The organism is Pseudomonas sp. 313, from assembly GCF_000316965.1.
In the GTDB taxonomy this organism is placed as follows: domain Bacteria; phylum Pseudomonadota; class Gammaproteobacteria; order Pseudomonadales; family Pseudomonadaceae; genus Chryseomonas; species Chryseomonas benzopyrenica.
The window spans coordinates 26,753-47,966 of the sequence record NZ_ANBZ01000061.1 but is presented as its reverse complement, the minus strand read 5'-3'; the positions used below and the strand labels follow the sequence as shown (position 1 = coordinate 47,966).

The 21,214-nt window shown below is 65.6% G+C and carries 22 protein-coding genes; 11 read left to right on the top strand and 11 right to left on the bottom strand.

Features of this window, described 5'->3' with window-relative positions; genetic code table 11:
- The first annotated feature begins 147 nt into the window (after window positions 1-147).
- From C722_RS0111845 to C722_RS0111835, 3 genes are all read left to right on the top strand, one after another.
- Entirely contained in the window at window positions 148-597 is a 450-nt protein-coding gene (locus tag C722_RS0111845) for a flavodoxin (protein ID WP_017640697.1), read from the top strand.
- A gap of 112 nt (window positions 598-709) precedes the next feature.
- The gene (locus C722_RS0111840; protein WP_026083803.1) at window positions 710-1,093 is read left to right on the top strand and encodes a CidA/LrgA family protein; all 384 of its coding nucleotides are present in this window, start codon (window positions 710-712) and stop codon (window positions 1,091-1,093) included.
- Window positions 1,086-1,775: an LrgB family protein gene (locus C722_RS0111835; protein ID WP_017640695.1), complete on the top strand. Its 690-nt coding sequence runs from the start codon at window positions 1,086-1,088 to the stop codon at window positions 1,773-1,775. The genes C722_RS0111840 and C722_RS0111835 overlap by 8 nt, the downstream gene beginning before the upstream one ends.
- On the opposite strand, the gene C722_RS0111830 is transcribed toward C722_RS0111835, so the two are convergent.
- Window positions 1,772-2,578: a SirB1 family protein gene (locus C722_RS0111830; protein ID WP_017640694.1), complete on the bottom strand. Its 807-nt coding sequence runs from the start codon at window positions 2,576-2,578 to the stop codon at window positions 1,772-1,774. The two genes, C722_RS0111835 and C722_RS0111830, sit on opposite strands and share 4 nt — an antisense overlap.
- A 201-nt stretch (window positions 2,579-2,779) precedes the next feature.
- Here C722_RS0111830 and C722_RS0111825 point away from each other — a divergent pair, with 201 nt between their 5' ends.
- The gene (locus C722_RS0111825) at window positions 2,780-3,253 is read left to right on the top strand and encodes a phosphate-starvation-inducible protein PsiE (RefSeq protein ID WP_026083802.1); all 474 of its coding nucleotides are present in this window, start codon (window positions 2,780-2,782) and stop codon (window positions 3,251-3,253) included.
- Window positions 3,254-3,340: 87 nt separating this feature from the next.
- Here the strand turns inward: C722_RS0111825 and C722_RS0111820 are convergent, their stop codons facing one another.
- Entirely contained in the window at window positions 3,341-5,956 is a 2,616-nt protein-coding gene (locus tag C722_RS0111820) for a DEAD/DEAH box helicase (protein ID WP_017640692.1), read from the bottom strand.
- 124 nt (window positions 5,957-6,080) lie between these two features.
- Here C722_RS0111820 and C722_RS26435 point away from each other — a divergent pair, with 124 nt between their 5' ends.
- Entirely contained in the window at window positions 6,081-6,251 is a 171-nt protein-coding gene (locus C722_RS26435) for a hypothetical protein (protein WP_017640691.1), read from the top strand.
- Window positions 6,252-6,345: 94 nt separating this feature from the next.
- Here the strand turns inward: C722_RS26435 and pyk are convergent, their stop codons facing one another.
- A complete protein-coding gene (gene pyk / locus C722_RS0111810) occupies window positions 6,346-7,797 on the bottom strand; it encodes a pyruvate kinase (RefSeq protein ID WP_007162037.1) in 1,452 nt (483 codons plus the stop codon).
- A 286-nt stretch (window positions 7,798-8,083) separates the two neighbouring features.
- On the opposite strand from pyk, the gene C722_RS0111805 reads away from it, so the two are divergent.
- Together C722_RS0111805 and C722_RS0111800 are read left to right on the top strand one after the other, a co-directional pair.
- Complete coding sequence (locus C722_RS0111805; RefSeq protein ID WP_017640690.1) at window positions 8,084-8,470, top strand: tol-pal system YbgF family protein; 387 nt, start codon at window positions 8,084-8,086, stop codon at window positions 8,468-8,470.
- 56 nt (window positions 8,471-8,526) lie between these two features.
- On the top strand, window positions 8,527-8,889 hold the full coding sequence (locus C722_RS0111800) for a PilZ domain-containing protein (protein ID WP_026083800.1): 363 nt from the start codon (window positions 8,527-8,529) through the stop codon (window positions 8,887-8,889).
- Here C722_RS0111800 and C722_RS0111795 read toward each other — a convergent pair.
- From C722_RS0111795 to C722_RS0111785, 3 genes are read right to left on the bottom strand one after another with little or no spacing between them, the layout of a single operon-like run.
- Window positions 8,874-9,686 carry a hypothetical protein gene (locus C722_RS0111795; protein WP_037063841.1) on the bottom strand — a complete coding sequence of 271 codons (813 nt, stop codon included), beginning with the start codon at window positions 9,684-9,686 and terminating at the stop codon, window positions 8,874-8,876. The two genes, C722_RS0111800 and C722_RS0111795, sit on opposite strands and share 16 nt — an antisense overlap.
- Entirely contained in the window at window positions 9,683-10,678 is a 996-nt protein-coding gene (locus C722_RS0111790) for a MoxR family ATPase (protein ID WP_017640687.1), read from the bottom strand. The genes C722_RS0111795 and C722_RS0111790 overlap by 4 nt, the downstream gene beginning before the upstream one ends.
- Window positions 10,656-11,873, bottom strand: coding sequence for a DUF4350 domain-containing protein (locus tag C722_RS0111785; RefSeq protein ID WP_017640686.1), 1,218 nt, complete (start codon window positions 11,871-11,873; stop codon window positions 10,656-10,658). The genes C722_RS0111790 and C722_RS0111785 overlap by 23 nt, the downstream gene beginning before the upstream one ends.
- A gap of 109 nt (window positions 11,874-11,982) precedes the next feature.
- On the opposite strand from C722_RS0111785, the gene sbcB reads away from it, so the two are divergent.
- Window positions 11,983-13,437, top strand: coding sequence for an exodeoxyribonuclease I (sbcB, locus tag C722_RS0111780; protein WP_017640685.1), 1,455 nt, complete (start codon window positions 11,983-11,985; stop codon window positions 13,435-13,437).
- Window positions 13,438-13,708: 271 nt separating this feature from the next.
- On the opposite strand, the gene mvaT is transcribed toward sbcB, so the two are convergent.
- On the bottom strand, window positions 13,709-14,092 hold the full coding sequence (mvaT, locus tag C722_RS0111775; protein ID WP_017640684.1) for a histone-like nucleoid-structuring protein MvaT: 384 nt from the start codon (window positions 14,090-14,092) through the stop codon (window positions 13,709-13,711).
- A gap of 300 nt (window positions 14,093-14,392) precedes the next feature.
- On the opposite strand from mvaT, the gene purU reads away from it, so the two are divergent.
- Together purU and C722_RS25785 are read left to right on the top strand one after the other, a co-directional pair.
- On the top strand, window positions 14,393-15,244 hold the full coding sequence (gene purU / locus C722_RS0111770; RefSeq protein ID WP_017640683.1) for a formyltetrahydrofolate deformylase: 852 nt from the start codon (window positions 14,393-14,395) through the stop codon (window positions 15,242-15,244).
- On the top strand, window positions 15,216-15,464 hold the full coding sequence (locus C722_RS25785; RefSeq protein WP_081594582.1) for a hypothetical protein: 249 nt from the start codon (window positions 15,216-15,218) through the stop codon (window positions 15,462-15,464). Before purU ends, C722_RS25785 begins: the two co-directional genes overlap by 29 nt.
- On the opposite strand, the gene C722_RS24865 is transcribed toward C722_RS25785, so the two are convergent.
- On the bottom strand, window positions 15,452-15,673 hold the full coding sequence (locus tag C722_RS24865) for a hypothetical protein (RefSeq protein ID WP_017640681.1): 222 nt from the start codon (window positions 15,671-15,673) through the stop codon (window positions 15,452-15,454). The genes C722_RS25785 and C722_RS24865 overlap by 13 nt on opposite strands.
- Before the next feature lie 118 nt (window positions 15,674-15,791).
- Entirely contained in the window at window positions 15,792-16,640 is an 849-nt protein-coding gene (gene nadC / locus C722_RS0111760) for a carboxylating nicotinate-nucleotide diphosphorylase (RefSeq protein WP_017640680.1), read from the bottom strand.
- Window positions 16,641-16,926: 286 nt separating this feature from the next.
- Here nadC and C722_RS0111755 point away from each other — a divergent pair, with 286 nt between their 5' ends.
- Window positions 16,927-19,116: a DUF1631 domain-containing protein gene (locus C722_RS0111755; RefSeq protein ID WP_026083799.1), complete on the top strand. Its 2,190-nt coding sequence runs from the start codon at window positions 16,927-16,929 to the stop codon at window positions 19,114-19,116.
- Between the two features lie 61 nt (window positions 19,117-19,177).
- On the opposite strand, the gene C722_RS0111750 is transcribed toward C722_RS0111755, so the two are convergent.
- Both C722_RS0111750 and C722_RS0111745 read right to left on the bottom strand, forming a co-directional pair.
- Complete coding sequence (locus tag C722_RS0111750; RefSeq protein WP_017640678.1) at window positions 19,178-20,470, bottom strand: NAD(P)/FAD-dependent oxidoreductase; 1,293 nt, start codon at window positions 20,468-20,470, stop codon at window positions 19,178-19,180.
- A gap of 255 nt (window positions 20,471-20,725) precedes the next feature.
- A complete protein-coding gene (locus C722_RS0111745) occupies window positions 20,726-21,205 on the bottom strand; it encodes an MOSC domain-containing protein (RefSeq protein WP_017640677.1) in 480 nt (159 codons plus the stop codon).
- Window positions 21,206-21,214: the final 9 nt, after the last annotated feature.

Below are 21,214 nucleotides of genomic sequence, written 5' to 3'. Positions count from 1 at the left end.
AACGCCTGGGGTAGCAGGCGGCGCTAGCATAACAAGCCTTGAGACCCTTGGCTGCAGCGGGGGTTGCCAGCGGAGGCGTCTTGCTGACGGAGCGCCAAGCCCTGCCGGGCCAGGCATACTGGGCGGGATTCCACGCAAGAGGTCTGTATGAAAGTCGCACTGTTGAATGGCTCGGTCTATGGCACCGCGGAAGATATCGCCCGTCAGGTGAAGGCGCGGCTGAGCGCGGCAGGCCATGAGGTCTGGCACCAGCCCAATGCCGATCTCGCCAGCCTGGAAGCCTTCGCACCCGAGGCGCTGCTGGCCATCACCTCCACCACCGGCATGGGCGAACTGCCCGCCAATCTCGAGTCGCTGTATTTCCAGCTGCGCGATCGGCTGCCGCCCTGGTCCGGACGGCCCGGCGCCGTGCTGGCCTTGGGTGATTCCAGCTATGGCGACACCTATTGCGGCGGCGGCGAGCTGATGCAGGAGTTGTTCGCCGAGCTGGGGCTGCGCGAACTGCTGCCCATGCTGCGCATCGACGCCAGCGAAACGGTGACGCCGGACGAAGATGCCGAGCGCTGGGTCGCCGAGGTCATCGCCGCCCTGGGCTGATCTTGCCCAGGCGGCAAAGCTGCTTTACCCGTCCTGATCCCGCCGCCTGGCCCGGTTGGCTGTCCTCGTCCCCTCAGCCTCGGTATCCTTGAGCGCCTGATGACTGTTTGAGATGGAGCCCTGGGTGAATAGATATCTACGCCTGGCTCTGGAGCTGTGCGGATTGGGCGCGCTGTGGGGCGTGGGTACCTGGCTGGCGACCTCCTTCGTCTTGCCGGTACCGGGCGGTGTGGTAGGGCTGGCCATGCTGCTGTTGCTGCTGGCCGCGCGCATCGTCGAGCCCGAGTGGTTACAGGGCGGCGTGCGCCTGCTGTTGGGCGAAATGCTGCTGTTCTTCATTCCCGCGCTGTTGAGTCTGCTCGACTATGGCCCGCTGCTGCGGCAGGAGGGCGTGCGCATCCTGCTGGCGATCCTGCTCAGCACCGTGCTGACAATGGTCGCCACCGCCTATACCGTGGACTGGATGTTCCGCCGCCGGGGGCGTCGCGATGCTTGATCTGCCTGGACTCTTCTGGCTGCTGCTGACGGTGGCGGGTTATGTGGTGAGTCGACTGCTCTATGCCCGGTTGCGCTGGTATGTGGTCAGTCCGATCATCTTCGTCACGGTGCTGCTCTATGCCGCCACCCTCTGGCAGCAGGTGAGCTATGCCGAATACGCCCACTACAGCCACTGGCTGATCACCCTGCTGGGACCGGCGACGGTGGCCTTTGCCGTGCCGATCTGGCAGCAACGCCGCTTGCTGGCGCGCTACTGGCAGGCGCTGCTGGCCGGACTCTGCGTCGGCAGCGGTGTGGCCATCGGCAGTTCCTGGCTGCTGGCCCGGCTGCTGCTGCTCGACGACCGGGTGCTGCTGTCCATGTTGCCGCGCTCCATCAGCACCCCCTTCGCCATGCCGATGTCCGCGACCGTCGGCGGCGTCCCCGAATTGACCGCGGCCTTCGTGATGATCACCGGACTGGGTGGGGCCATCCTCGGCAGCCTGCTGATCAAGCTGCTGCCGCTCAAGTCGGCGCTGGCCCGTGGCGCCCTGTTCGGCATGGGCGCCCATGGCGTGGGCACCAGCAAGGCCTACGAGGTCGGCCTGGAAGAGGGCACTGTGGCCGGCCTGGTCATGGTACTGGCCGGCCTGAGCAATCTGCTCGGTGCGCAGCTGGTGCTCTGGCTGCTGCGCGGCTAGTGCAGGGTGGCGGAAGGGGCGCTCAATTGCTCCAGTCGCCGCCGTACCTGCTCGCGTTCGGCATCGTCTTCGCTGATCAGCAGGGCGTGCTGCAGGTCGTAGCGCTCGGCCTGGGGGCAGTCGAGTTGGCGGTACAGATCGGCGCGCGCCAGATGATCGATGACCCCGACCGTTCCCAGTTCGATGACGCGCTGGGCATCCTTGAGCGCGGCCAGCGGCTGGTCGCTCTGGCGATGCAATTCACGCAGATTGCGCGAGAGACGCTGCATCATCTGCCGCGGCCCCAGGGGCGCCAGGTAGCTGGCCTGCAACTGCGCGGTGGGGCCGAATTGATCCACCAGGAGTTGGCGGCAGTCGTTCATGTACAGGCGTCGCCCGCCGAAGGGTTCGAGCAGGTGATCCGCGCCCGGCACGCGCAGCAGGAAATGGCCGGGAAAACCGATGCCCTGCAGGTCGATCTCCAGGCGTCGGGCCAGTTCCAGGGCCACCAGGGCGATCGACAGGGGTTGGCCGCGCCGTCGCGCCAGAACCTCATCGAGTAGGGCGGCGGTGGGATTCAGGGGCCACTCGGCAGCGCGAAAGCCGGCATCGCACAGTTGCCGTAACAAGGCCTGGGCACGCTCGGCGTGACTGGCATCGCCATCCAGGGTGGCGACCAGACGCAGGGCCAGCTCATCCAGCGAGTGCAGCAGGGCGGAGGGATCGATCTGTTCATGGTGCTCGGCCGCGATCCACAGGGCGGCTTCCAGCAGCCGGGGATCGGGCCGGTCCAGGCAGGCGAGGCAGAATAGACGCGCGTCCACAGCAGACTCCAGGGCCCTTGGGGCCTTTTCCTCAGGTTTTAGCCTGCCAGCGCGTGGTCGTCCAGTCTGCGACAGTTGTGCACTGGTCGGCGGTCCGGCTTCCCGCTATAAGAACGGCTGGTGCCAGAGCAATCTTGAGAGTGGGAATTCCAGCATGGACGAATCTTCGAATGGACGTCTTCACCCTTGTGCAGGGAGCAGCTGGCCATGAAGTGGGCAGACAGCGGTCGCAAACGCATGCACGACGGGGCGAACTCCCTTGGCAACCTGATGGTGGAAGGATTCCACTACTTCGGCCTGTTCGCCATCGGCGCGGCCACGGCCTGGGCCTCGGTGATGGCCTTCATGGGCATGGTCGACAAAGGCCAGGCGAGCATCGATGACATTCTCCTGCTCTTCATCTACCTGGAATTGGGTGCCATGGTCGGCATCTACTTCAAGACCAACCACCTGCCCATCCGCTTTCTGCTCTACATCGCCATCACTGCCCTGACCCGCTATCTGATCGGCGATGTCTCGCACCATCGGCCACCGGATGCCGGGCTGCTGTATCTCTGCGGCGGGATCTTTCTGCTGTCGCTCTCGGTACTGGCTGTCCGCGTCGCCTCGAACAAGTTTCCTTCCAGCAAGGTGCTCGATGCGACGGGGGATGTGGTGGGCGAGGGCGACAAGTAGCTTGCGCAGTCCCTATCCGCTTCGCTCCTGGCGACGCGGCTGGCCGAGCCAGGTGCCGCACCGTCAGGATGACCAGCCGGTCGGGGCCTAGCGATCCAGTGGCGCCAGCAACTGGGCCAGGTCACTTTCGGTCAGACGCCAGTCGCCGCTGTTCTCGCTGAGGATGCCCGCGCTCAGGCGCGCCTTTTCCTGTTGCAGCTGCTGGATGCGTTCTTCCAGGGTGCCGCGGGCGATCAGCTTGTAGACGAACACCGGCCGGTCCTGGCCGATACGGTAGGCGCGGTCGCTGGCCTGCTGTTCGGCGGCCGGATTCCACCAGGGATCGAAGTGGATCACGGTATCCGCCGCGGTCAGGTTGAGACCGCTGCCGCCGGCCTTGAGGCTGAGCAGGAACACCGGTACCTCGCCATTCTGGAAGCGTTGCACCGGGGTGCGCCGATCCCGCGTCTCACCGGTCAGGGTGACGTACTCGATGCCGCGCTGATCGAGGTCGGCGGCGATGAGATCGAGCATGCTGGTGAACTGGGAGAACACCAGGACCCGGCTGCCGCCGGGCAGCAGGGCGTCGAGTCGTTCGTTCAGCGCCGCCAGTTTCGCCGAGGGCTTGGCCACGCTGTCGTCTTCGTTTGGCACCAGGCGCAGATCGCAGCAGACCTGGCGCAGCCGTAGCAGGGCATCGAGGATCAGCAGTTGGCTGCGGCCGATACCCTGGCGGGCGATCTCGGCGCGGACGCGTTCGTCCAGCAGCAGCCGCAGGTCCTCGTAGCGCTCGCGTTGCGCCGTGCTGAGTTCCACCAACTGGATGATCTCGGTCTTGGGCGGCAACTCGCTGGCGACCCGCTGCTTGGTACGGCGCAGCATGAAGGGCCGCACCCGGGCCTTGAGCGCCGCCAGGCGCTGCACATCGCCCTCGCGCTCAACCGGAATGCGATAGGCCTGCTTGAAGCCCTTTTCGTCCCCCAGCCAGCCAGGCATCAGGAAGTGGAATTGCGACCAGAGTTCGCCCAGGTGGTTTTCCAGCGGTGTGCCGGTCAGGCAGAGGCGATGGCGGGCGCGCAGATGGCGTGCGGCCTGGGCGGCCTTGGTGGCGGCGTTCTTGATCGACTGGGCTTCGTCTAGTACCTGCAGGTGGAAATCGTAGCTGGCCAGGCGCTCGGCATCACGGGGCAGCAGCGCATAGGTGGTGAGCACCACGTCGTGCTCGGGAATGCGCTCGAAGCGACTGCTGCGGGCGCTGCCCTGCAGGGTCAGCACGCGCAGACCAGGGGCGAAACGGGCGATCTCGTCCTGCCAGTTGGGGATCAGACTGGTCGGCATGACGATCAGCGCCGGCGCGGTCAGGCGGCCGGCGGCCTGTTCGACGAGAATGTGCGCCAGGGTCTGCAGCGTCTTGCCCAGGCCCATGTCGTCGGCGAGGATGCCGCCGACGTCCAGTTCGCGCAGGGCCTGCAGCCAAGCCACGCCTTCGCGTTGATAGGGACGCAATTCGGCATGCAGGGTGTCCGGCAGGACCACTGGCTCGGCGGCATAGCTGCGCAGGCGCTCGGCGAAGCTTCTCAGGCGTTCGCCGCCTTCCCATTCCAGCGGCAGGCGCTCGTCCAGTTCGGCCAGGCGCGCGGCGTCCAGGCGCGGCAGGCGCAGGGCACGGTCCTGGCTGAGACGGTCGGTGGCATAGAGTTCACCGAGGATCTGCAGGATCGGCTTGAGTCGCCCCAGGGGCACGGCGACCCGTTGCACCCGGCCCTGCTGGCCGGTGACCCGCGGAGGATCGATGCGCAGCAGCACGGGTTCGTCGTCGGCGCGTTTGGCCAGCATCGCCGGTTCGTACTGCGAGGGTTCGCGGCGGATGGCGTCGATCAGCAGCGGAATCAGACTGACGCGGCGCTGGCCCAGGCGGATGCCCAGCTCGACATCGAACTGAGCATCGGCGGCGGTGTGGCCCTGCACCTCTTCGAGGTGGCCGTACCAGCCTGCCACCGGCGTCAGGTCGAAGGTGAATTCGGGCTGGGCTTCGATCTGCCAGCCGGCTTCGCGCAGGCCGGGGATGACCTGCTGCACGAATCTGAGCCAGGCGGGGTCGTCCGGCAGTTCGAACATCTCGCCCCTGTCCTCGGGCAGCGCAGCGCTGCGCCGGGTCGCCAGGCGCAGCCCGTGATCGAGCAGCGTCTGCCGCCAGCGTTGTTCGGCCTGCAGCTGGCGAGTGGGATAGCTGGCATCGGGGGTGCGGGGCAGGGCGCCGAACAGCCGCCGTGGGCCATAGGCGAAGGCCAGGGCGGCGCGATGGCGCACCGTGGGCCTCATCTTGCCGATATGGCGGTCGTAATCGATCTGGGTATGGCTGCCGAGGGTCAGCACCGGTTGCGGCAGCTCCGGATTGGCGACCGGCGTGGCCGGCAATTCGGCCTCACTGCGTTGCAGCCGTTCGAGCTCGATGAGGGCGGCGGCGGCATGCTTGCAGTTGCGGCCGACCGGACAGGTGCAGCGGGCGTCGACCCGCCAGGCGGTCTCGCCCGCGCGCAGGCTGATCGCCTGCCGATAGGCCGGCCCGGCCGGGCTGTGGCACTCGGCATAGAGCTGGCCCTTGGCGGCCGAGCGCAGCTGCACCAGGCCGTCGAGCGCCAGTCGCCGACCACGCTCGTAGTTGCGCTCCGTGAAGGCGCCTTTCCAGTCCTGCCACTTGAGCCGTTCGAAACGTAACGCCATCGTTCACCCAGGCTGTTCGCACCAAACCGGCTATTCTGCCACAGTCGGCCGGACGCTCGTCGGACTACCTTGATCTATGTGAGAATGAGAATATAGTGCATTTAACAGGGTGAGGAACGAGACGATGCGTGAACAACCGTTAGCCAGCGTAGCCCTGATCAAGGCCAGCCGCCTGGAGGCCCGACGGGAAGGGCGCCTGCGCTCGTTGCAGCGTGGCATCCTGATCGCTTGCAGCCTTGGCGTGCTCGGCGCGGCCGCCTTGCACCTGGCGTACCTCGCCCTGGGCGGTTTCTAGGCCAGCCAGGTCTTGTCTGGTCCAAGAAAAAGCCCCGAGCAGTCGCCTGTTCGGGGCTTTTTCGTCAGCGCCGGTCAAGGACCGGCGGCAGGGATCACACCAGCAGGTCGCCCACGCGGTACATCTTCATGGTGTTGGTGCCGTCACGCTTGGTGTAGCTGTCGCCCTTGGTCAGGATGACCCAGTCACCGTGCTCGACGATGCCGCGCTTGAGCAGCTCGTCCACCGCCGCCTGGCTCACCTTGTTCGCCGGCATGGTGGTCGGGTCGAAGGGGATGGTGTGCACGTTGCGGAACAGCGCGGTGCGGGCCTGGGTGGCGCGGCTCGAGGCGAAGGAGAAGATCGGCACCGAGGAGCGCAGGCGCGACATGATCAGCGGGGTGTAGCCGGTGTCGGTCAGGCTGATGATGGCCTTCACGCCCGGGAAGTGGTTGGCCACGTAGATGGAGGCCAGGGCGATACTCTCGTCCCACCGGGTGAAGGTATGGCCCAGGCGGTGGCTGGACAGCTTGCTGGTGGGCTGCTTCTCGGCACCGACGCAGACGCGCGCCATGGCCTTGACCGCTTCCACCGGGTATTGGCCGGCGGCGCTCTCGGCGGAGAGCATCACGGCATCGGTGTTGTCCAGCACGGCGTTGGCCACGTCGGAGACTTCCGCGCGGGTCGGCATGGGGCTGCTGATCATCGACTCCATCATCTGGGTCGCGGTGATCACCGCCTTGTTGAGACGACGGGCGTGGGAAATGATGCGCTTCTGGATGCCCACCAGCTCGGCATCACCGATTTCCACGCCCAGGTCGCCCCGGGCCACCATCACGGCATCGCTGGCGTGGATCAGGCCGTCCAGGGCTTCGTCGTCGGCCACGGCTTCGGCGCGTTCGATCTTGGCCACCAGCCAGGACTTGCCGCCGGCGGCTTCCATCAGGCGTCGGGCTTCGTGCATGTCTTCGGCATCACGCGGGAAGGACACGGCCAGGTAGTCGACCTCCATGGAGGCGGCCAGCTTGATGTCTTCGCGGTCCTTGTCGGTCAGCGCCGGGGCGGTGAGGCCGCCGCCACGACGGTTGATGCCCTTGTGATCGGACAGCGGGCCGCCGATCAGGGTGGTGCAATGCAGTTCGGTGGCGGTCATGCCTTCCACGCGCAGGACCACGCGGCCATCGTCCAGCAGCAGTTCGTCACCCACGCGACAGTCGGTGACCAGGCCCGGGTAGTCGATGCCGACCACTTCTTCGGTGCCTTCGGTGCGGGGATGGGCGATGGACAGGCGGAAGGGATCGCCGACCTTGAGTTCGATGCGCTTGTTGACGAACTTGGCGATGCGGATCTTCGGACCCTGGAGGTCGCCGAGCAGGGCGACATGGCGACCGTGCTTGGCGGCGAGATCCCGTACCAGCTGACCACGAGCCCGGTGCTCGTCGGGCGTGCCATGCGAGAAGTTCAGGCGGGCGACGTCGATGCCGGCGATGATGAGCTGCTCGAGGACTTCCGGAGAATTGCTGGCCGGGCCCAGGGTGGCGACGATCTTGGTACGGCGATAAATCATGCAGTCTTTCCTTTAGCGGATTGCAATCATGAGTCGACGCCTCGGAACCTGTTCACGATCTGCTGCGCGTCGGCCAAACGGCGTTGGAAATGCCTTGTTTGTCTCTAGCTCGCGAGAGCGTGAACAGGTGCTCGGCGCCGAGTCGACGTAGAACACGGAGCGCACCTCATTGTAGCGCTGTCGCGTGGCCAGCACATGACGGCTTTTCGCAGCTCTGTCACACCAATGGTCGTTTGCCCTCAAGAAGCGGGCCCCGGCGCCGATCTAGCGAACAGGAGGACTTTTCATGCGCCCTTATCTCTGCCTGTTCCTGCTGTTCGGCCTCAGCGGCTGCACCAGCGTTTCGATGAATTCCTATCTGGATGCCGCCTATAAATCCTACAGCGAAGGCGACTGCACCAATGCTCTGCTGCAGATCTCCCAGGCTGAGCGCAAAGGCCGGGCACGGCCCTGGCTGCAACCGGAATTTTCCATGCTGCGCGGCCAGTGCCTGGAGCAGCAGCAACTGTACGCCGACGCGGCCCAGACCTATCGTTTCATCCAGGTCCGTTTTCCGGCCAGCGAATACGCCTATCGGGCCCAGGCCCGACTGGACACCCTGCGCCAATTGGGGCTAGATGGCGGAACGGCCGTTGCGACGCCCCAGCCGGTGCGAAAACTACCGCAGCGCTGAGCTTTCCAGGACGTTGTCGGTAACGTGGCTTTACCGTGTGCAGGATGAATCGCACCATGACTCAGAATCGTCGTATCGAGCGCCACCAGCTGCCCTACTATCTGAAGGTGTTCAACCGCTTCACCGACAAGCCCATGGGCTACATCGGCAACATTTCCCGCGAGGGACTGCTGATGATCAGCCAGTTGCCCATGCTGGTGAATGCGCGCTTCGAGCTCCGCCTGAAGATTCCGGGCCAGGACGGCCAGCTGCACTTCGTCGACTTCGACGCCCGTTGCCAATGGAGTCATGAAGACGTGACGCCGGGCAACTATGACTCGGGTTTCAGCGTCGCCGAACCGCCAGCCGAATTCGCCGAGTTGATCGGCGTACTGCAGCACTATTTCACCTTCGGCCGCCTTTCTCAGTCGGCGATCTGATTCCGCTCGCCGGCGTTCCACAGCTGCAGCAGGCGAACGGGTAGATCCGCTGTTTCGCTGAGGGGCAGCCGGCGAATTCCTCGTCGCTCCAGACGCGCGGCCATTCGCTCGCTTTCAATGCTGGTCTGCCAGGCTGCGGCATAGCGACGGGCATCGCGCCAGGTGCGGATGTCGCCAGGCTCTGCCATCTGCCGTAGCGCGGTGTCGACCAGCCAGAGCTGCAGGCCGCGCCGGGCCAGCTCCAGCCGCGCGAGCCAAGCCACCAGGCTGTCATCGAGCGGTGCCATGATCACCAGGACACTGCCGGGCTGCGCCTGGCGGCAGAGCCGTGTCAGCGCCGCCTTGAGGTCGGCCGTCGCATCTGCAGTCAGCTCCGGTAGGGCAGCTGGCGTAAAGGGGCGATCAGGCGTGGCGGCCGCCAGCAGGCGCAGTTCGGGATCGAGGCCATAGAGCCGCACCTCATTGCCACTGGCTGCCAGGGCCCGCCAGAAGCTCAGCGCCTGGTGGTGGTCTTCGGGCCGGCCGGCTTTTCCTTGTCCTGGCGTAGCCATGTCGGCGATCAGCAGGTGCAGGGTGGTGTCCGCCCGCAGGCGTGCCCGAGATGCCGGCGCGAGAGGCGACGGATGCCCCCTGGTCCCCAGCCGGCGGGCGTTCAGCCATTCGAGGACGGCCAGCCCCAGCAGCAGCAGGGCGCCGGTCGCGGGCAGCCCTTGCCAGCGCAGGGGCGCCAATCCCCCCAGGATCAGGCTCAGCAGCGCCAGGGCGACCAGCGCCAGCGGCAGGCGGCGCCGGATCATGGGCGCGGTGCCGGACACTGTCCCAGCAGCTTGAGGATCTGGCCGTCCAGGCTGTCGCCTTCGAATTCGCGCTCCGGCGTCAGCCGCAGGCGCAGACGCAACACGGCGGGCAGCAGGGAGCGCACATCCTCGGGCGTCACACTGTCGCCACCGCGGAGGAAGGCCTGGGCCTGGGCGAGCCGTAGCAAGGCCTGGGCGGCGCGCGGTCCGGCGCCCTGCTCGAAGGCCGGCCACTCCCGGGTGAGACGGATCAAGCGCACGGCATGATCGAGGATCGGCTCCGCCGCCGGGATCCCTGCCACCAGCCGCTGCAGGGCTGGCAGATCGCGCGCCTGCAGCAGCGGGCGCAGGGCTGCCGCTTCCAGGGGATCGGTGTGACCCTGTTGCACGGCCTGGCGCAGGGCGGCGAGTTCCTGGCCTTCCGCCGGCCACTCGAGCCGCAGCTGCACCAGGAAGCGATCCCGCAGCGCCAGGGGCAGGTCGCTGCCGGGGCTGCGGGTGGCGATCACCATGAAGGGCGCGGGCAGCGGTACCTGGCGGCCTTCCAGGCTCAGCTGGCGACCTTGCAGGGCGTCGTCCAGCAGATTGAGGACCGGTGGCGGAGCCCGGTGCAGGTCTTCGAGCAGCACCAGGGAATTGAACAGCGGGCCCCGGCGCAGGCGGGCGCTGTCGCTGCCGGCGTCCATGACGATTTCGCCCGCCACCTCGCCAGGCGTCAGCGCCGGATGGCAGCGCAGTCGGGCGAACCCGGCATCCAGGCTGGCGGCCAGAGCGCGGGCCAATAGCGTCTTGCCCGCGCCGGTCGGCCCTTCCAGCAGCAGATGACCGCCGGCCAGCAGGGTGGCGAGCAGGCCTTCCACGGCGGCGTCCTGCTGCGGCAGCACCTTGAGCAGCGCCTGCCGCAGGGCCTGCAGCCGGGTCAGGGCGCGGGCCTTGACGCCGGTTTCGCCAGGGTCCGCTTGAGCGGCGTCAGGAGGGGAGCTGTCGGTCATCGGAAGTCCTCGGGAACGGGGGGCGCAGGGCCAGGCGCAATAGGCGCAGCTGGGCGATGCGACGGGTGAAGTCACGAGCGGAAAGGCGCGTCGGGCTGGGGCGCATCGCCTCGCCCACTGCGCGGGTACTCAGGCCGCTCAGCCGCGCAAGATGCTGCCAGCGCTCGGCCACGCCCTGGTCGGCGAGTTCGGGACGGCGGCGCTGCAGCTCGCGCTGGATGTCGCGCTGCAGAATGGCGATCAATTCGGGCCAGCGCTCGGGGTCGCGACGAGGTGCCGGATCCCGTTGCCGGCGTCTCAGCCAGAGTCCCGTCGCCAGCGTCACCAGCAGAAGCGCCAGGCCATAGCGTTGCAAGGCCGCTAGCCACAGCGGGATCGGCGGCGCGGGCGCGATCAGGGTCACCGGCGCGCCTTGGGTCAGATACCACAGCAGCCAGGCATTGTCGTACTGGCCGAGGCGGGCGTTGCTCCAGAGGTCGGTGTCCGACAGGAGGGTCACGCTGCCATCGCCCCAGGGCAGCATCAGCATATGGGTGGCGCTGGTGCTGCTGGCCCAGGCCAGCGCCTGATCGCCGACATCGAACAGGTGGCGACTGTCGTCGAAGCCGAGATAGGCGGGGGCATCGTCCTCGGCGAGATAGAGCTGGGTCAGATTGGGCCAGAGTGGCAGCGCCATGATCGGCGGGGCGGCGCCGCCCAGCTCGCGGGTCGGCATGGGACGCACGCCCAGGGTCGCGCTGAGCGCCAGGGTGCTGTCATCGGCGACGGCCACCAGATGGCCGCCCGCTTCGACCCAGTCCAGCAACGCCTGGGCCTGGGAATCCACCAGCGGTGGGTTGCCGGCCAGCCAGAATCTGACGCCTGCGGCGGGTAGTTCGTCGAGTTGCTCGGATTGGCCGCGTTGCACCCGGCTGCCGAAGTGCTGCAGGTAGGCGACCGCCAGGGCCTGGGGATCGGCGTTGCTGCTGCTGGCGAGCTGGGTGGCGAGCTGGCGGGCGGTGTGGCTGTCGAGTCCCTGATGGGTCAGGCGCAGGCTGGCCGGGCCGCTGTCGGCCTGCGGCGGCAGGGGGCAGGACAGCGGCTCCTGTTGGGCCAGGCAGGCCAGCGACAGGGTCAGCGCCCAGACGGCGGCACCCAGGCGTGCGGCGATACCTCGGCACCTGGAGCGAGCGGAGAGCCGATCGACTGAACGCATGGGAAGAGAGGATACGCGGGTAGACAGACGCCAGAGCCTAGCGGGTGGGGGCGCTCGGGAGCAAGGCGCACGACGATGCTAGACTGCGCCGATTCTAGGGGAGGGCGGTGTGACGCAAAGTATCTTCTGGTACGACTTCGAGACCACGGGGATCGATCCACGGCGGGATCGACCGCTGCAGGTGGCCGGGGTGCGTACCGATCTGGACCTCAACGAAATCGAGGCGCCGCTCAATCTGCATTGCCGGTTGAGCGAGGATGTCCTGCCCCATCCGGCGGCCTGCCTGGTCACCGGGATCCTGCCGGCTACCCTGCAGCGCCTGGGGCTGCGCGAGCGCGACTTCGTCCAGCGCCTGCACGAGGAGCTGCGGCGTCCCAACACCTGCACGGTCGGCTACAACAACCTGAGATTCGACGACGAAATGGTGCGGCACAGCCTGTACCGCAACTTTCATGATCCCTATGCCCGCGAATGGCAGCAGGGCAACAGTCGCTGGGATGTACTCGGTCTGATCCGGGCGCTCTATGCCTTTCGCCCGGAGAGCCTGAGCTGGCCGCAGGAGGAGCAGCGCGTTTCCCTGCGCCTGGATCGCCTGACCGTCGCCAATGGCATCGACCATGCCCAGGCCCATGACGCCCTGGCGGACGTCCGCGCGACCCTGGCCCTGGCGCGCCTGGTCAAGCAGCGGCAGCCCAGGCTCTACGACTATCTCTGGACGCAGCGTCAGAAAAAGGCAGCGCTGACGCGTATTCGTCTGCTCGAACCTCTGTTGCATGTCTCTGGGCGCTTCAGCGCCGAGCGGCACTTTCTGGCCCCCGTCCTGCCGTTGGCCTGGCATCCGGTCAATCGCAATGCGCTGATCGTCTGTGATCTTGGTCTGGCGCCGGAGCCGTTGCTGGAACTGGACGTCGAGGCCCTGCGCGAACGCCTTTATACCCGGCGGGAGGCGCTGGCCGAGGGTGAACTACCGGTACCGCTCAAGCTGGTACAGATCAACAAGTGTCCGATTCTAGCGCCCTTCAGCGTGCTGCGCCCGGTGGATACGGAGCGCCTGCAGTTCGATCTGGCAGCCGTCTGGCGGCGCGTCCGGCAACTGCTCGACCAGCGTGCGCACTGGCAACCCAAGGTGCAGGCACTCTATGCCGAGGCGTCCGGCTTTCCAGCGCAAGAACAGGATGCCGAATTGAGACTGTACGACGGCTTCATCTCTGCCCAGGAACGGCAACTCTGCGAGCAAGTTCAGCAGTGTCCGGCGGAGCAACTTGGCAGTCGAACGTGGGCGTTCCAGGACGAGCGGCATCCCGAGCTGTTCTTTCGTTATCGAGCGCGCAACTTTTCCGAGTTGCTGACGGCGGAAGAGGGTGCCCGTTGGCGGCAATTCTGTCGGCAGCGACTGCTGGGTGAAGACGGCCAAGGCCATATGACCTGCAAGCAGTTCCTCACCTTGACCGAACAACTGCGGTTTGAGGTCGCTGCTGATCTGGTGCCGATTATCGAGGCCTGGTCAGCCCATGTCAGGGGCGTGATGCAACAGTTGGATAACCCCGTTATCGATGTGACATAAAGTCGCGATAAACAGGCGTCGATCAGAGACCTTTGTTAACAGAAAAAGAGTCTGGACCACCACGTCGAGGACAGAATCCAGCCGGCTCTTTATTGCGGCAGCGCAGGCCAGGAGAGGGCCGTGATCAGGATCAAGGCGATTGGAGGGGCTGCCAACGCGAAGGAGCGGTGAAGACTGCAGAGACGGCGCCAGGGTCCAAAGCGGCGGAGCCCAAGCTAGCCGCGCATTACACAGGCGAAAAAAAACGCCGGCTAGCCGGCGTTTCTTCTGATCAATCCAGCAGGGTTGCCCAGGATTCGACGTCGTCCGAACCCCACTTGGCTTTCCACTCTTTCAGGGTCTTGTGATTGCCACCCTTGGTTTCGATCACTTCGCCATTATGCGGATTCTTGTATTGCTTCACTTTACGAGCACGCTTGGGGGTATTGCCACTGCTGGACTTAGCAGTACGCGCCTGGCGTGCGGGCTTGGCTTCGGTATCGAGAATGCCGATGATGTCACGCAGGGATTTCTGATATTCACCCATCAGCGCGCGCAGTTTCTTTTCGAATTCCAGTTCGCGCTGCAGTTTGTCGTCCTCTTGCAGCGACTTCAGGCGCTCCTGCAGTTCCTTGATAGCTTCTTCGGTCTGACGATATTCGTTGATGAGCGACATAAACGGCCTTTGTTCTGAGTGATGCAGAGATGAAAGTCTGGATCGATCATAGATTGACTATCGGAATAAGTAAACGGTCCGAGTGGCAAGTCGATAATTAAGGCGGCGGTCGTCACAACAAGGGAATTACCAGGAGACGGGCAACTTTCGACCAGATGACAGTGGAACTTGTCCGCCATTACTTGTCCTTTGCAAAGTCTTTACCGTCGCCGTACAGCCATGTGCGGCAGTCCCTTGCGCCGCTCGACGCTGCCCGCGAGTACGCCTAGAATGCAGCCCCTTTTCGTTCGAGGTTGTGCTATGCAAACGTTTCGTCTGGTGATCGCCTGTCCGGACGGGGTAGGTATCGTGGCCAAGGTCAGCAACTTCCTGGCGACCTATAACGGCTGGATTACCGAAGCGAGTCACCATTCGGATACGGAGAGTGGCTGGTTCTTCATGCGCCATGAGATCCGCGCCGATTCACTGCCCTTCGATCTGGCCGGCTTCAGTCAGGCCTTCGCGCCCATTGCGCGGGAATTCTCCATGCAATGGCGAATCACCGATTCGGCCCAGCGCAAGCGCGTGGTGCTCATGGCCAGTCGCGAATCCCACTGCCTGGCCGACCTGCTGCACCGCTGGCACAGTGGTGAGCTGGATTGCGAGATTCCCTGCGTCATCTCCAACCACGACACCCTGCGCAGCATGGTCGAATGGCACGGCATTCCCTTCTTCCACGTGCCGGTCGATCCCGCCGACAAGCAGCCGGCCTTCGACGAGGTGTCGCGGCTGATCGAGCTGCATCAGGCGGATACCGTGGTGCTGGCGCGCTACATGCAGATCCTGCCGCCGGATCTCTGCGCACGCTATGCCCACCAGGTAATCAACATCCATCACAGCTTCCTGCCGTCCTTCGTTGGTGCCAAGCCCTATCACCAGGCGGCGCAGCGCGGCGTCAAGCTGATCGGCGCCACCTGTCACTACGTGACCGAAGAGTTGGATGCCGGGCCGATCATCGAGCAGGACGTGGAACGCGTCAGCCACCGGGACAACGTCGAAGACATGGTGCGCCTGGGCAAGGACGTCGAGAAGATGGTGCTGTCCCGCGGCCTGAGGTACCACCTACAAGAGCGGGTCATGGTCCATGGCAACAAGACCGTCATCTTCGACTGACAGCGAGCGTCCTGCGGAGCCGGGTACCGCAGCGGCGCCGCCACGGCTGGGCGAGGGCTGCCTCGCCCGCTATGACCTGCAGGCCATGGCGGAGGAGGGCGGCGCCGATTTCAGTGCCGCCGCGGCGCTGTGGCGGCAACTGCAGGCACCACAAGACACCGAGGACAGCGCGATAAACGCCCCGGACAGTGGGGATACGGACGCGACTCAGCTGTCCTGAGCGGCGGCTTCGGCGCTGGTCTTGGCCTTGAGATCGGCGATCTTGCGCACTTCCGAGGCGAACACCTCGTCCTGCACGGTCGGCCGTTTCTTCCAGGGTTTGCGGTCGGGCTTGGGTTGCGCGGCGTAGGTGACGATTTCGCCACCGTAGACATCCTGATAGCGCTGGGCCTGGCGTTCCAGTTCAGCGCGAAGTTGATCTTTGGTCACGGGTTCGATCTTGTTCGAGTGTCGCGAGAGGCGAGCGGTCGTCAGGACCGCTCGAAGCCGGTGCGCAGGAAGCGCGGCTGCGGAGTCTAGCCGTCGCGACGCCCTTTGCCTATCCCACTCAATCCAGGATGCGCATGGACAGATCGATGGCCTTGACGTCCTTGGTCAGGGTGCCGATGGAGATGTAGTCGACGCCGGTCTGGGCGATGCCGAGCAGGGTGTCCTGGTTGACGCCGCCCGAGGCTTCCAGCTTGGCTTGGCCAGCGGTCAGGGCGACCGCCGTGCGCATGTCGGCCAGGCTCAGCTCGTCCAGCATGACGATGTCCGCGCCTGCGGTCAGGGCCTGTTCCAACTCCTGCAGACTTTCCACCTCGACCTCCACCGGGCGCCCTGGCGCCAAGTGCCGGGCGGTGGCCACGGCCTGGGCGATGCCGCCACAGGCGGCGATGTGGTTTTCCTTGATCAGGAAGGCGTCGAACAGGCCGATGCGGTGGTTGTAGCAACCGCCGCAGGTGACCGCGTATTTCTGGGCGCGGCGCAGGCCGGGCAGGGTCTTGCGAGTGTCCAGCAGCCGTACGGCGGTGTCCTGCACCAGGTCGGCATAGTGGCGGCAGCGGGTGGCGGTGCCGGACAGCAGCTGCAGGAAATTGAGCGCGCTGCGCTCGCCGGTGAGCAGGGCACGGGCTGGGCCCTGGAGTTCGAACAGCACCTGGTCGGGCGCGACCCGGTCGCCGTCCGCCACCTGCCAGCGGACCTCGACCGCGGGATCCAGCACCCGGAACACCTCGTCGACCCAGGCCGTACCCGCCACCACTGCGGCTTCACGGGTGATGATCCGCGCGCGTGCCTGTTGGTGAGCGGGAATCAAGCCCGCCGTAAGGTCGCCACCGCCGACGTCTTCGCGCAGCGCGGCGGCGACGTTATCGGTGATGACCTGGGCGAGATCGGCAAGGGTAGCGCTGGACATGAAAAGACTCCGAAAAGGGGCTGCAGGAGGCGAGCGGGCAACTTTAGGTGAGGTTGACGATCTGAGATAGACAACGTTGAATTATTTGATGGGCAGGCGCTGACCGACAGGTGCCTTGTGAACCCTGTCATGTACTGTGCAGATGCCGATTGGTCGATGCCTTAGCAGAGCAAATAATGGCACATCGACAACGTTTCACCTCGCGGCCAGGGCGGCCAACGTTGTTCAATGCTCCTGTAGTGGAACGCGATTCAGCCGAACGCAAGAACGGTTGTGGGAGGCGGTGGTGCAGAACGACGTAAATGTGGTTCATTTCAAGGCGCTCGGGGAATCTTCTTCCCGATTGCCTGCTGTGCTTTTGCCGGTCAGGGATCGCGCCGCTCAGCGACTCAATGCCTCCTTGCAGCAGCTGTTCGACAACGCCGACGATGCGCTGTTTGAAATGGCCGATCGGGCCGGCAGCAACCAGGAACAAAGTCTCTACTTCGAAGCGATGCGCGACCTGCGCCTCAGACGCAAGAGCATCGAGCGCAGCTTTCTCCAGCAGTATTTCGAGCGCTTCGCCGCCCTGAACAATCTGGTCGGCAGCAAGCCGGAAATGCGTCTGGACAGCGTCTCCTACGAAGACCTGAGTCTGGTGCAGAACGATGCCCTGGAAGAGAGCGTCGCCGTGGACACCATGGTGGCCAAGGCGCTCAGCAACAACGCCATGGCCATCAGCCACCTGACCATCAGATTCAACACCCAGCTGGCCAGCAAGCTCGATGATTCGACCCATCCCCTGGGGCCACGCCGGCTGTGCGAGGCCTTCGTCGAGGCCTGCCGCGATCTCGACACCGACATCAAGGTCAAGCTGATCATCTACAAGCTGTTCGAGCGCTTCGTGCTCAACGGCCTCGGTCAGCTGTACGCGGAATCCAATCGGCAATTGGTCGATGCCGGGGTATTGCCCCAGCTCAAGGCCATTCCCCAGCAGGTACCGAATCGCTCGGCCAAGGGCTATAGCGGGCGCACCCCGGCCCACGTCAACGGCGAAGACGATGGCCAGGAGCTCTTCGGCACCCTGCAGGGCCTGCTGGCCCAGCTGCGTACCCCGGGCAGCGCCACCCTGGGTGGCGGCATGGCGGCCGATGAGGGGGCTGCGACCGGCGATGGCCAGGTCATCACCAGCTACGACCTCATGCGCCTGCTCTCTCACCTGCAGCAGCAGATTTCCAGCCAGTCCCTGGAAGGCTATGACCTCAAGGCGCAACTGGGCGTGGCCCTGGGCCGCATCAGCGAGCGCTCGGGTCGAAAGCGCGTGGTGGGGCAGGTCGACGAAGACGTCATCAATCTGGTGGCGATGCTGTTCGAATTCATTCTCGACGACCTCACCCTGCCGGATTCGCTCAAGGCGCTGATCGCCCGGTTGCAGATTCCCATGCTCAAGGTGGCGGTCCTCGACAAGACCTTTTTCAGTCGCGGCAGCCATCCGGCGCGGCGACTGCTCAACGAGATCGCCGCCGCTTCCCTGGGCTGGGGCGAGCAGAGCGATCTGCAGCGCGACGGTCTCTATCAGAAGATCGAGCAGATCGTGCAGCGCCTGCTGTCCGACTTCGTCGACGATCCGGAGATCTTCGCCGAGCTGCTGGCCGACTTCATGGCCTATGTCAGTGACGAGCAGCGTCGCAGCGAGCTGCTCGAACAGCGTACCCGCGATGCCGAGGAGGGGCGGGCACGGGCCGAGATCGCGCGCCTGCAGGTCGAGCACGTCCTGAGCCAGCGCCTGCAGGAACATCAGCTGCCGGCCGCCGTGCAACGCGTCCTGCGCGAAGCCTGGAGTCAGGTGCTGCTGCTGACCTGCCTGAAGCAGGGCTACGACTCCAGCGAATGGCGGGCGGCGCTCAAGACCATGGACGATCTGATCTGGAGCATCCAGCCCCACCACGACGTAGCGTCGCGCCAGCGTTTGCTGGAGATGGTGCCCGGGCTGCTCAAGGCGTTGCGGGAAGGCCTGGCCAGCGCGGCCTTCGATCCGTTCTCCACCTCCGAATTCTTCACCGAACTCGAATCCCTGCACGTCCAGACCTTCCAGCAGACCCGTCCCGAGCTGGCGGATGCGACGACGGCGGATTCGGCGGTTGCGGCGCCTGCGCCGACGCCGGTCGACGAACCCTTCGAGCTGCCGCGCGCGGCTGAGCGGATCACCGGGCTGACCAACGACTCCCTGGAGTGGGTGGATGCCCTCTCGGTGGGTGCCTGGTTCGAGATCCTCGACGTCGAGCAGAAGCTGCGCTGCAAGCTGGCCGCGGTCATCCGCCCCATGGGCCGCCTGGTGTTCGTCAATCGTACCGGCATGAAGGTGCTCGACCGCACCCGTGAAGAGCTGGCGCTGGATTACCAGGAAGGCCGGGTACGGCTGCTGGACGATGCCCTGCTGTTCGACCGGGCCATGACCTCGGTGATCGGCAGCCTGCGGGGTCAGTCGCCTTCCTGAGGTCGCTGCGACAGTAAAAAGCCGTCCCAAGGGACGGCTTTTTTGTGCGTGAGCCAAGCGTCTAGTGCAGCTTCAGGCGCGGCTCGGTCTTGCGTCTCAAGTGGTCGCCGGCAAACAGCGCCAGGGCACGCAGCGGGCCATAGAGGGCGACCTGGTGCATCCGGTAGAGCGAGACGTAGAAGGTCCGCGCCAGCCAGCCTTCCAGGGTCAGGCTACCCAGGGCGCCGCCCATGAGATTGCCGACCGCGCTGAAGCGCGACAGCGAGATCAACGAGCCGTAGTCCTTGTAGACGTAGTCGGGCAGCGGCTTGCCTTCCAGGCGTGCCTTGAAGGTCTTGACCAGCAACGAGGCCTGCTGGTGAGCGGACTGCGCCCGGGGCGGTACGGTACGGGTGTCGCCGGGGGTCAGCGGGCAGGCCGCGCAGTCGCCGAGCGCGAAAACATTCGGGTCGCGGGTAGTCTGCAGCGTCGAGTTGACCACCAGTTGGTTGATGCGGTTGGTTTCCAGCCCCGCCAAGTCCTTGAGAAAGGCCGGAGCGCGGATACCGGCAGCCCAGACCTTGAGACTGGCCGGGACGAATTCGCCCGCGGTCTGCAGGCCGTCGGCGCGGACTTCCTTCACCGCCGAGCCGGTCAGCACCCGCACGCCGAGTTTTTCCAAGGTGCGATGCGCCTGGCCGGCGATGCGTTCGGGCAGCGCCGGCAGGATGCGCGGACCAGCCTCGACCAGGGTGATACGCAGGTCTTCGGGGCGGATGCGATCCATGCCATAGGCCTGCAGCTCTTCGGCGGCGTTGCGCAGCTCGGCCGCCAGTTCCACGCCGGTAGCGCCGGCACCGACGATGGCTACCTCGATGTACTCACCCGGCTGCTCGCTGACGTGGGCACGCAGATAGTGGGTCAGCAGCTTGCGGTGGAAGCGTTCGGCCTGGGCACGGGTATCGAGGAAGATGCAATTTTCCGCGGCGCCCGGGGTGCCGAAATCGTTGGTGGTGCTGCCGATGGCCAGCACCAGGGAGTCATAGCCGATCTCCCGCTCCGGAACCAGGATGGCGCCATCGTCCTCGATCGCGGCCAGCTGCACCTTGCGGCGCTCGCGATCCAGGCCGGTCATGCGTCCGAGCTGGAAGTCGAAATGGTTCCACTTGGCCTGGGCGACATAGCTCAGCTCGTCCTCGGTGGAGTTGAGGGAGCCGGCGGCCACCTCGTGCAGCAGGGGTTTCCACAGGTGGGTGGCATTGGCGTCGATCAGCACGATCTGCGCCTGGTCGCGCTTGCCCAGGCTACGGCCCAGGCGGGTAGCCAGTTCCAGGCCGCCGGCGCCGCCGCCGACGATAACGATGCGATGGGTCATGGAGAGCACTCTTAGAGAAGGAAAGCCTTGGCCGGACCGGGCGCGTCGCCGCAAGCGGGCGCAGTCCCAGGCCGGTGGAATCTGGGGTCGTCGGAGCGCGCGAGAATCGAGTCATCTAGCAGAGAAGATGGGCGAAAAGTCGTCACTTTCAAGGGAGGCGGCCTGCATCTGCTCTGGCAAGGACGTACGCGGCGACGAGAGGTCGCGCTAGTTTAACCGGGCTGGCCTGGCCATTCGACCCTAGGGAAACTGGGGTCAATCCAGGACCTCCACCCGATCGCCCAGGCGGATGATGCCGCTTTCCAAGACCCGGGCCGTGAGACCGCCATGGCCACGCATGGCCTGGAAGGTGCCCACGCCCAGACGTTCTTCCAGGCGTGCGCAGGGTTGGCACCAGCCGGTAGTCTCCAGCACCGCCTGGCCGATGCGAAAGCGCCGGTTCTTCAGGCTGAAGAGATTGATTCCGGCGATGGCCAGATTGCGGCGGAGGTCGGTGGGTGCCACGGCCTTGTCGATCAATGCGGCCACCACCGGCAGATGCTCCCATTGAATGAGGGTGACCTGGCGCTGGTTGCGTGGGGTAGGGCGGGCATGATCGCCGGTAAGACCCGCATCCCGGCGCGCTTCCACCGCCTCGACCTCGACCATGGGCGCGCGCGAGGCGGGTCGCACGCCGATCCAGCGCACCTCGCCGGACTGGGGAACTTGGGCGAGCAGTTCTTTGAGCGGAATCATGGGGCTCCT

Excerpts from the sequence above, each read along its gene's own strand:
- C722_RS0111795 (WP_037063841.1), bottom strand. The coding sequence starts at position 9,686 with ATGATCCGGCGCCGCCTGCCGCTGGCGCTGGTCGCCCTGGCGCTGCTG.
- C722_RS0111840 (WP_026083803.1), top strand. The coding sequence starts at position 710 with ATGGAGCCCTGGGTGAATAGATATCTACGCCTGGCTCTGGAGCTGTGC.
- nadC (WP_017640680.1), bottom strand. The coding sequence starts at position 16,640 with ATGTCCAGCGCTACCCTTGCCGATCTCGCCCAGGTCATCACCGATAAC.
- C722_RS0111790 (WP_017640687.1), bottom strand. The coding sequence starts at position 10,678 with ATGACCGACAGCTCCCCTCCTGACGCCGCTCAAGCGGACCCTGGCGAA.
- C722_RS0111745 (WP_017640677.1), bottom strand. The coding sequence starts at position 21,205 with ATGATTCCGCTCAAAGAACTGCTCGCCCAAGTTCCCCAGTCCGGCGAG.
- C722_RS0111800 (WP_026083800.1), top strand. The coding sequence starts at position 8,527 with ATGACTCAGAATCGTCGTATCGAGCGCCACCAGCTGCCCTACTATCTG.
- C722_RS0111845 (WP_017640697.1), top strand. The coding sequence starts at position 148 with ATGAAAGTCGCACTGTTGAATGGCTCGGTCTATGGCACCGCGGAAGAT.
- purU (WP_017640683.1), top strand. The coding sequence starts at position 14,393 with ATGCAAACGTTTCGTCTGGTGATCGCCTGTCCGGACGGGGTAGGTATC.
- C722_RS26435 (WP_017640691.1), top strand. The coding sequence starts at position 6,081 with ATGCGTGAACAACCGTTAGCCAGCGTAGCCCTGATCAAGGCCAGCCGC.
- C722_RS25785 (WP_081594582.1), top strand. The coding sequence starts at position 15,216 with ATGGCAACAAGACCGTCATCTTCGACTGACAGCGAGCGTCCTGCGGAG.
- C722_RS0111785 (WP_017640686.1), bottom strand. The coding sequence starts at position 11,873 with ATGCGTTCAGTCGATCGGCTCTCCGCTCGCTCCAGGTGCCGAGGTATC.
- pyk (WP_007162037.1), bottom strand. The coding sequence starts at position 7,797 with ATGATTTATCGCCGTACCAAGATCGTCGCCACCCTGGGCCCGGCCAGC.
- C722_RS0111805 (WP_017640690.1), top strand. The coding sequence starts at position 8,084 with ATGCGCCCTTATCTCTGCCTGTTCCTGCTGTTCGGCCTCAGCGGCTGC.
- C722_RS0111820 (WP_017640692.1), bottom strand. The coding sequence starts at position 5,956 with ATGGCGTTACGTTTCGAACGGCTCAAGTGGCAGGACTGGAAAGGCGCC.
- mvaT (WP_017640684.1), bottom strand. The coding sequence starts at position 14,092 with ATGTCGCTCATCAACGAATATCGTCAGACCGAAGAAGCTATCAAGGAA.
- C722_RS0111835 (WP_017640695.1), top strand. The coding sequence starts at position 1,086 with ATGCTTGATCTGCCTGGACTCTTCTGGCTGCTGCTGACGGTGGCGGGT.
- C722_RS0111750 (WP_017640678.1), bottom strand. The coding sequence starts at position 20,470 with ATGACCCATCGCATCGTTATCGTCGGCGGCGGCGCCGGCGGCCTGGAA.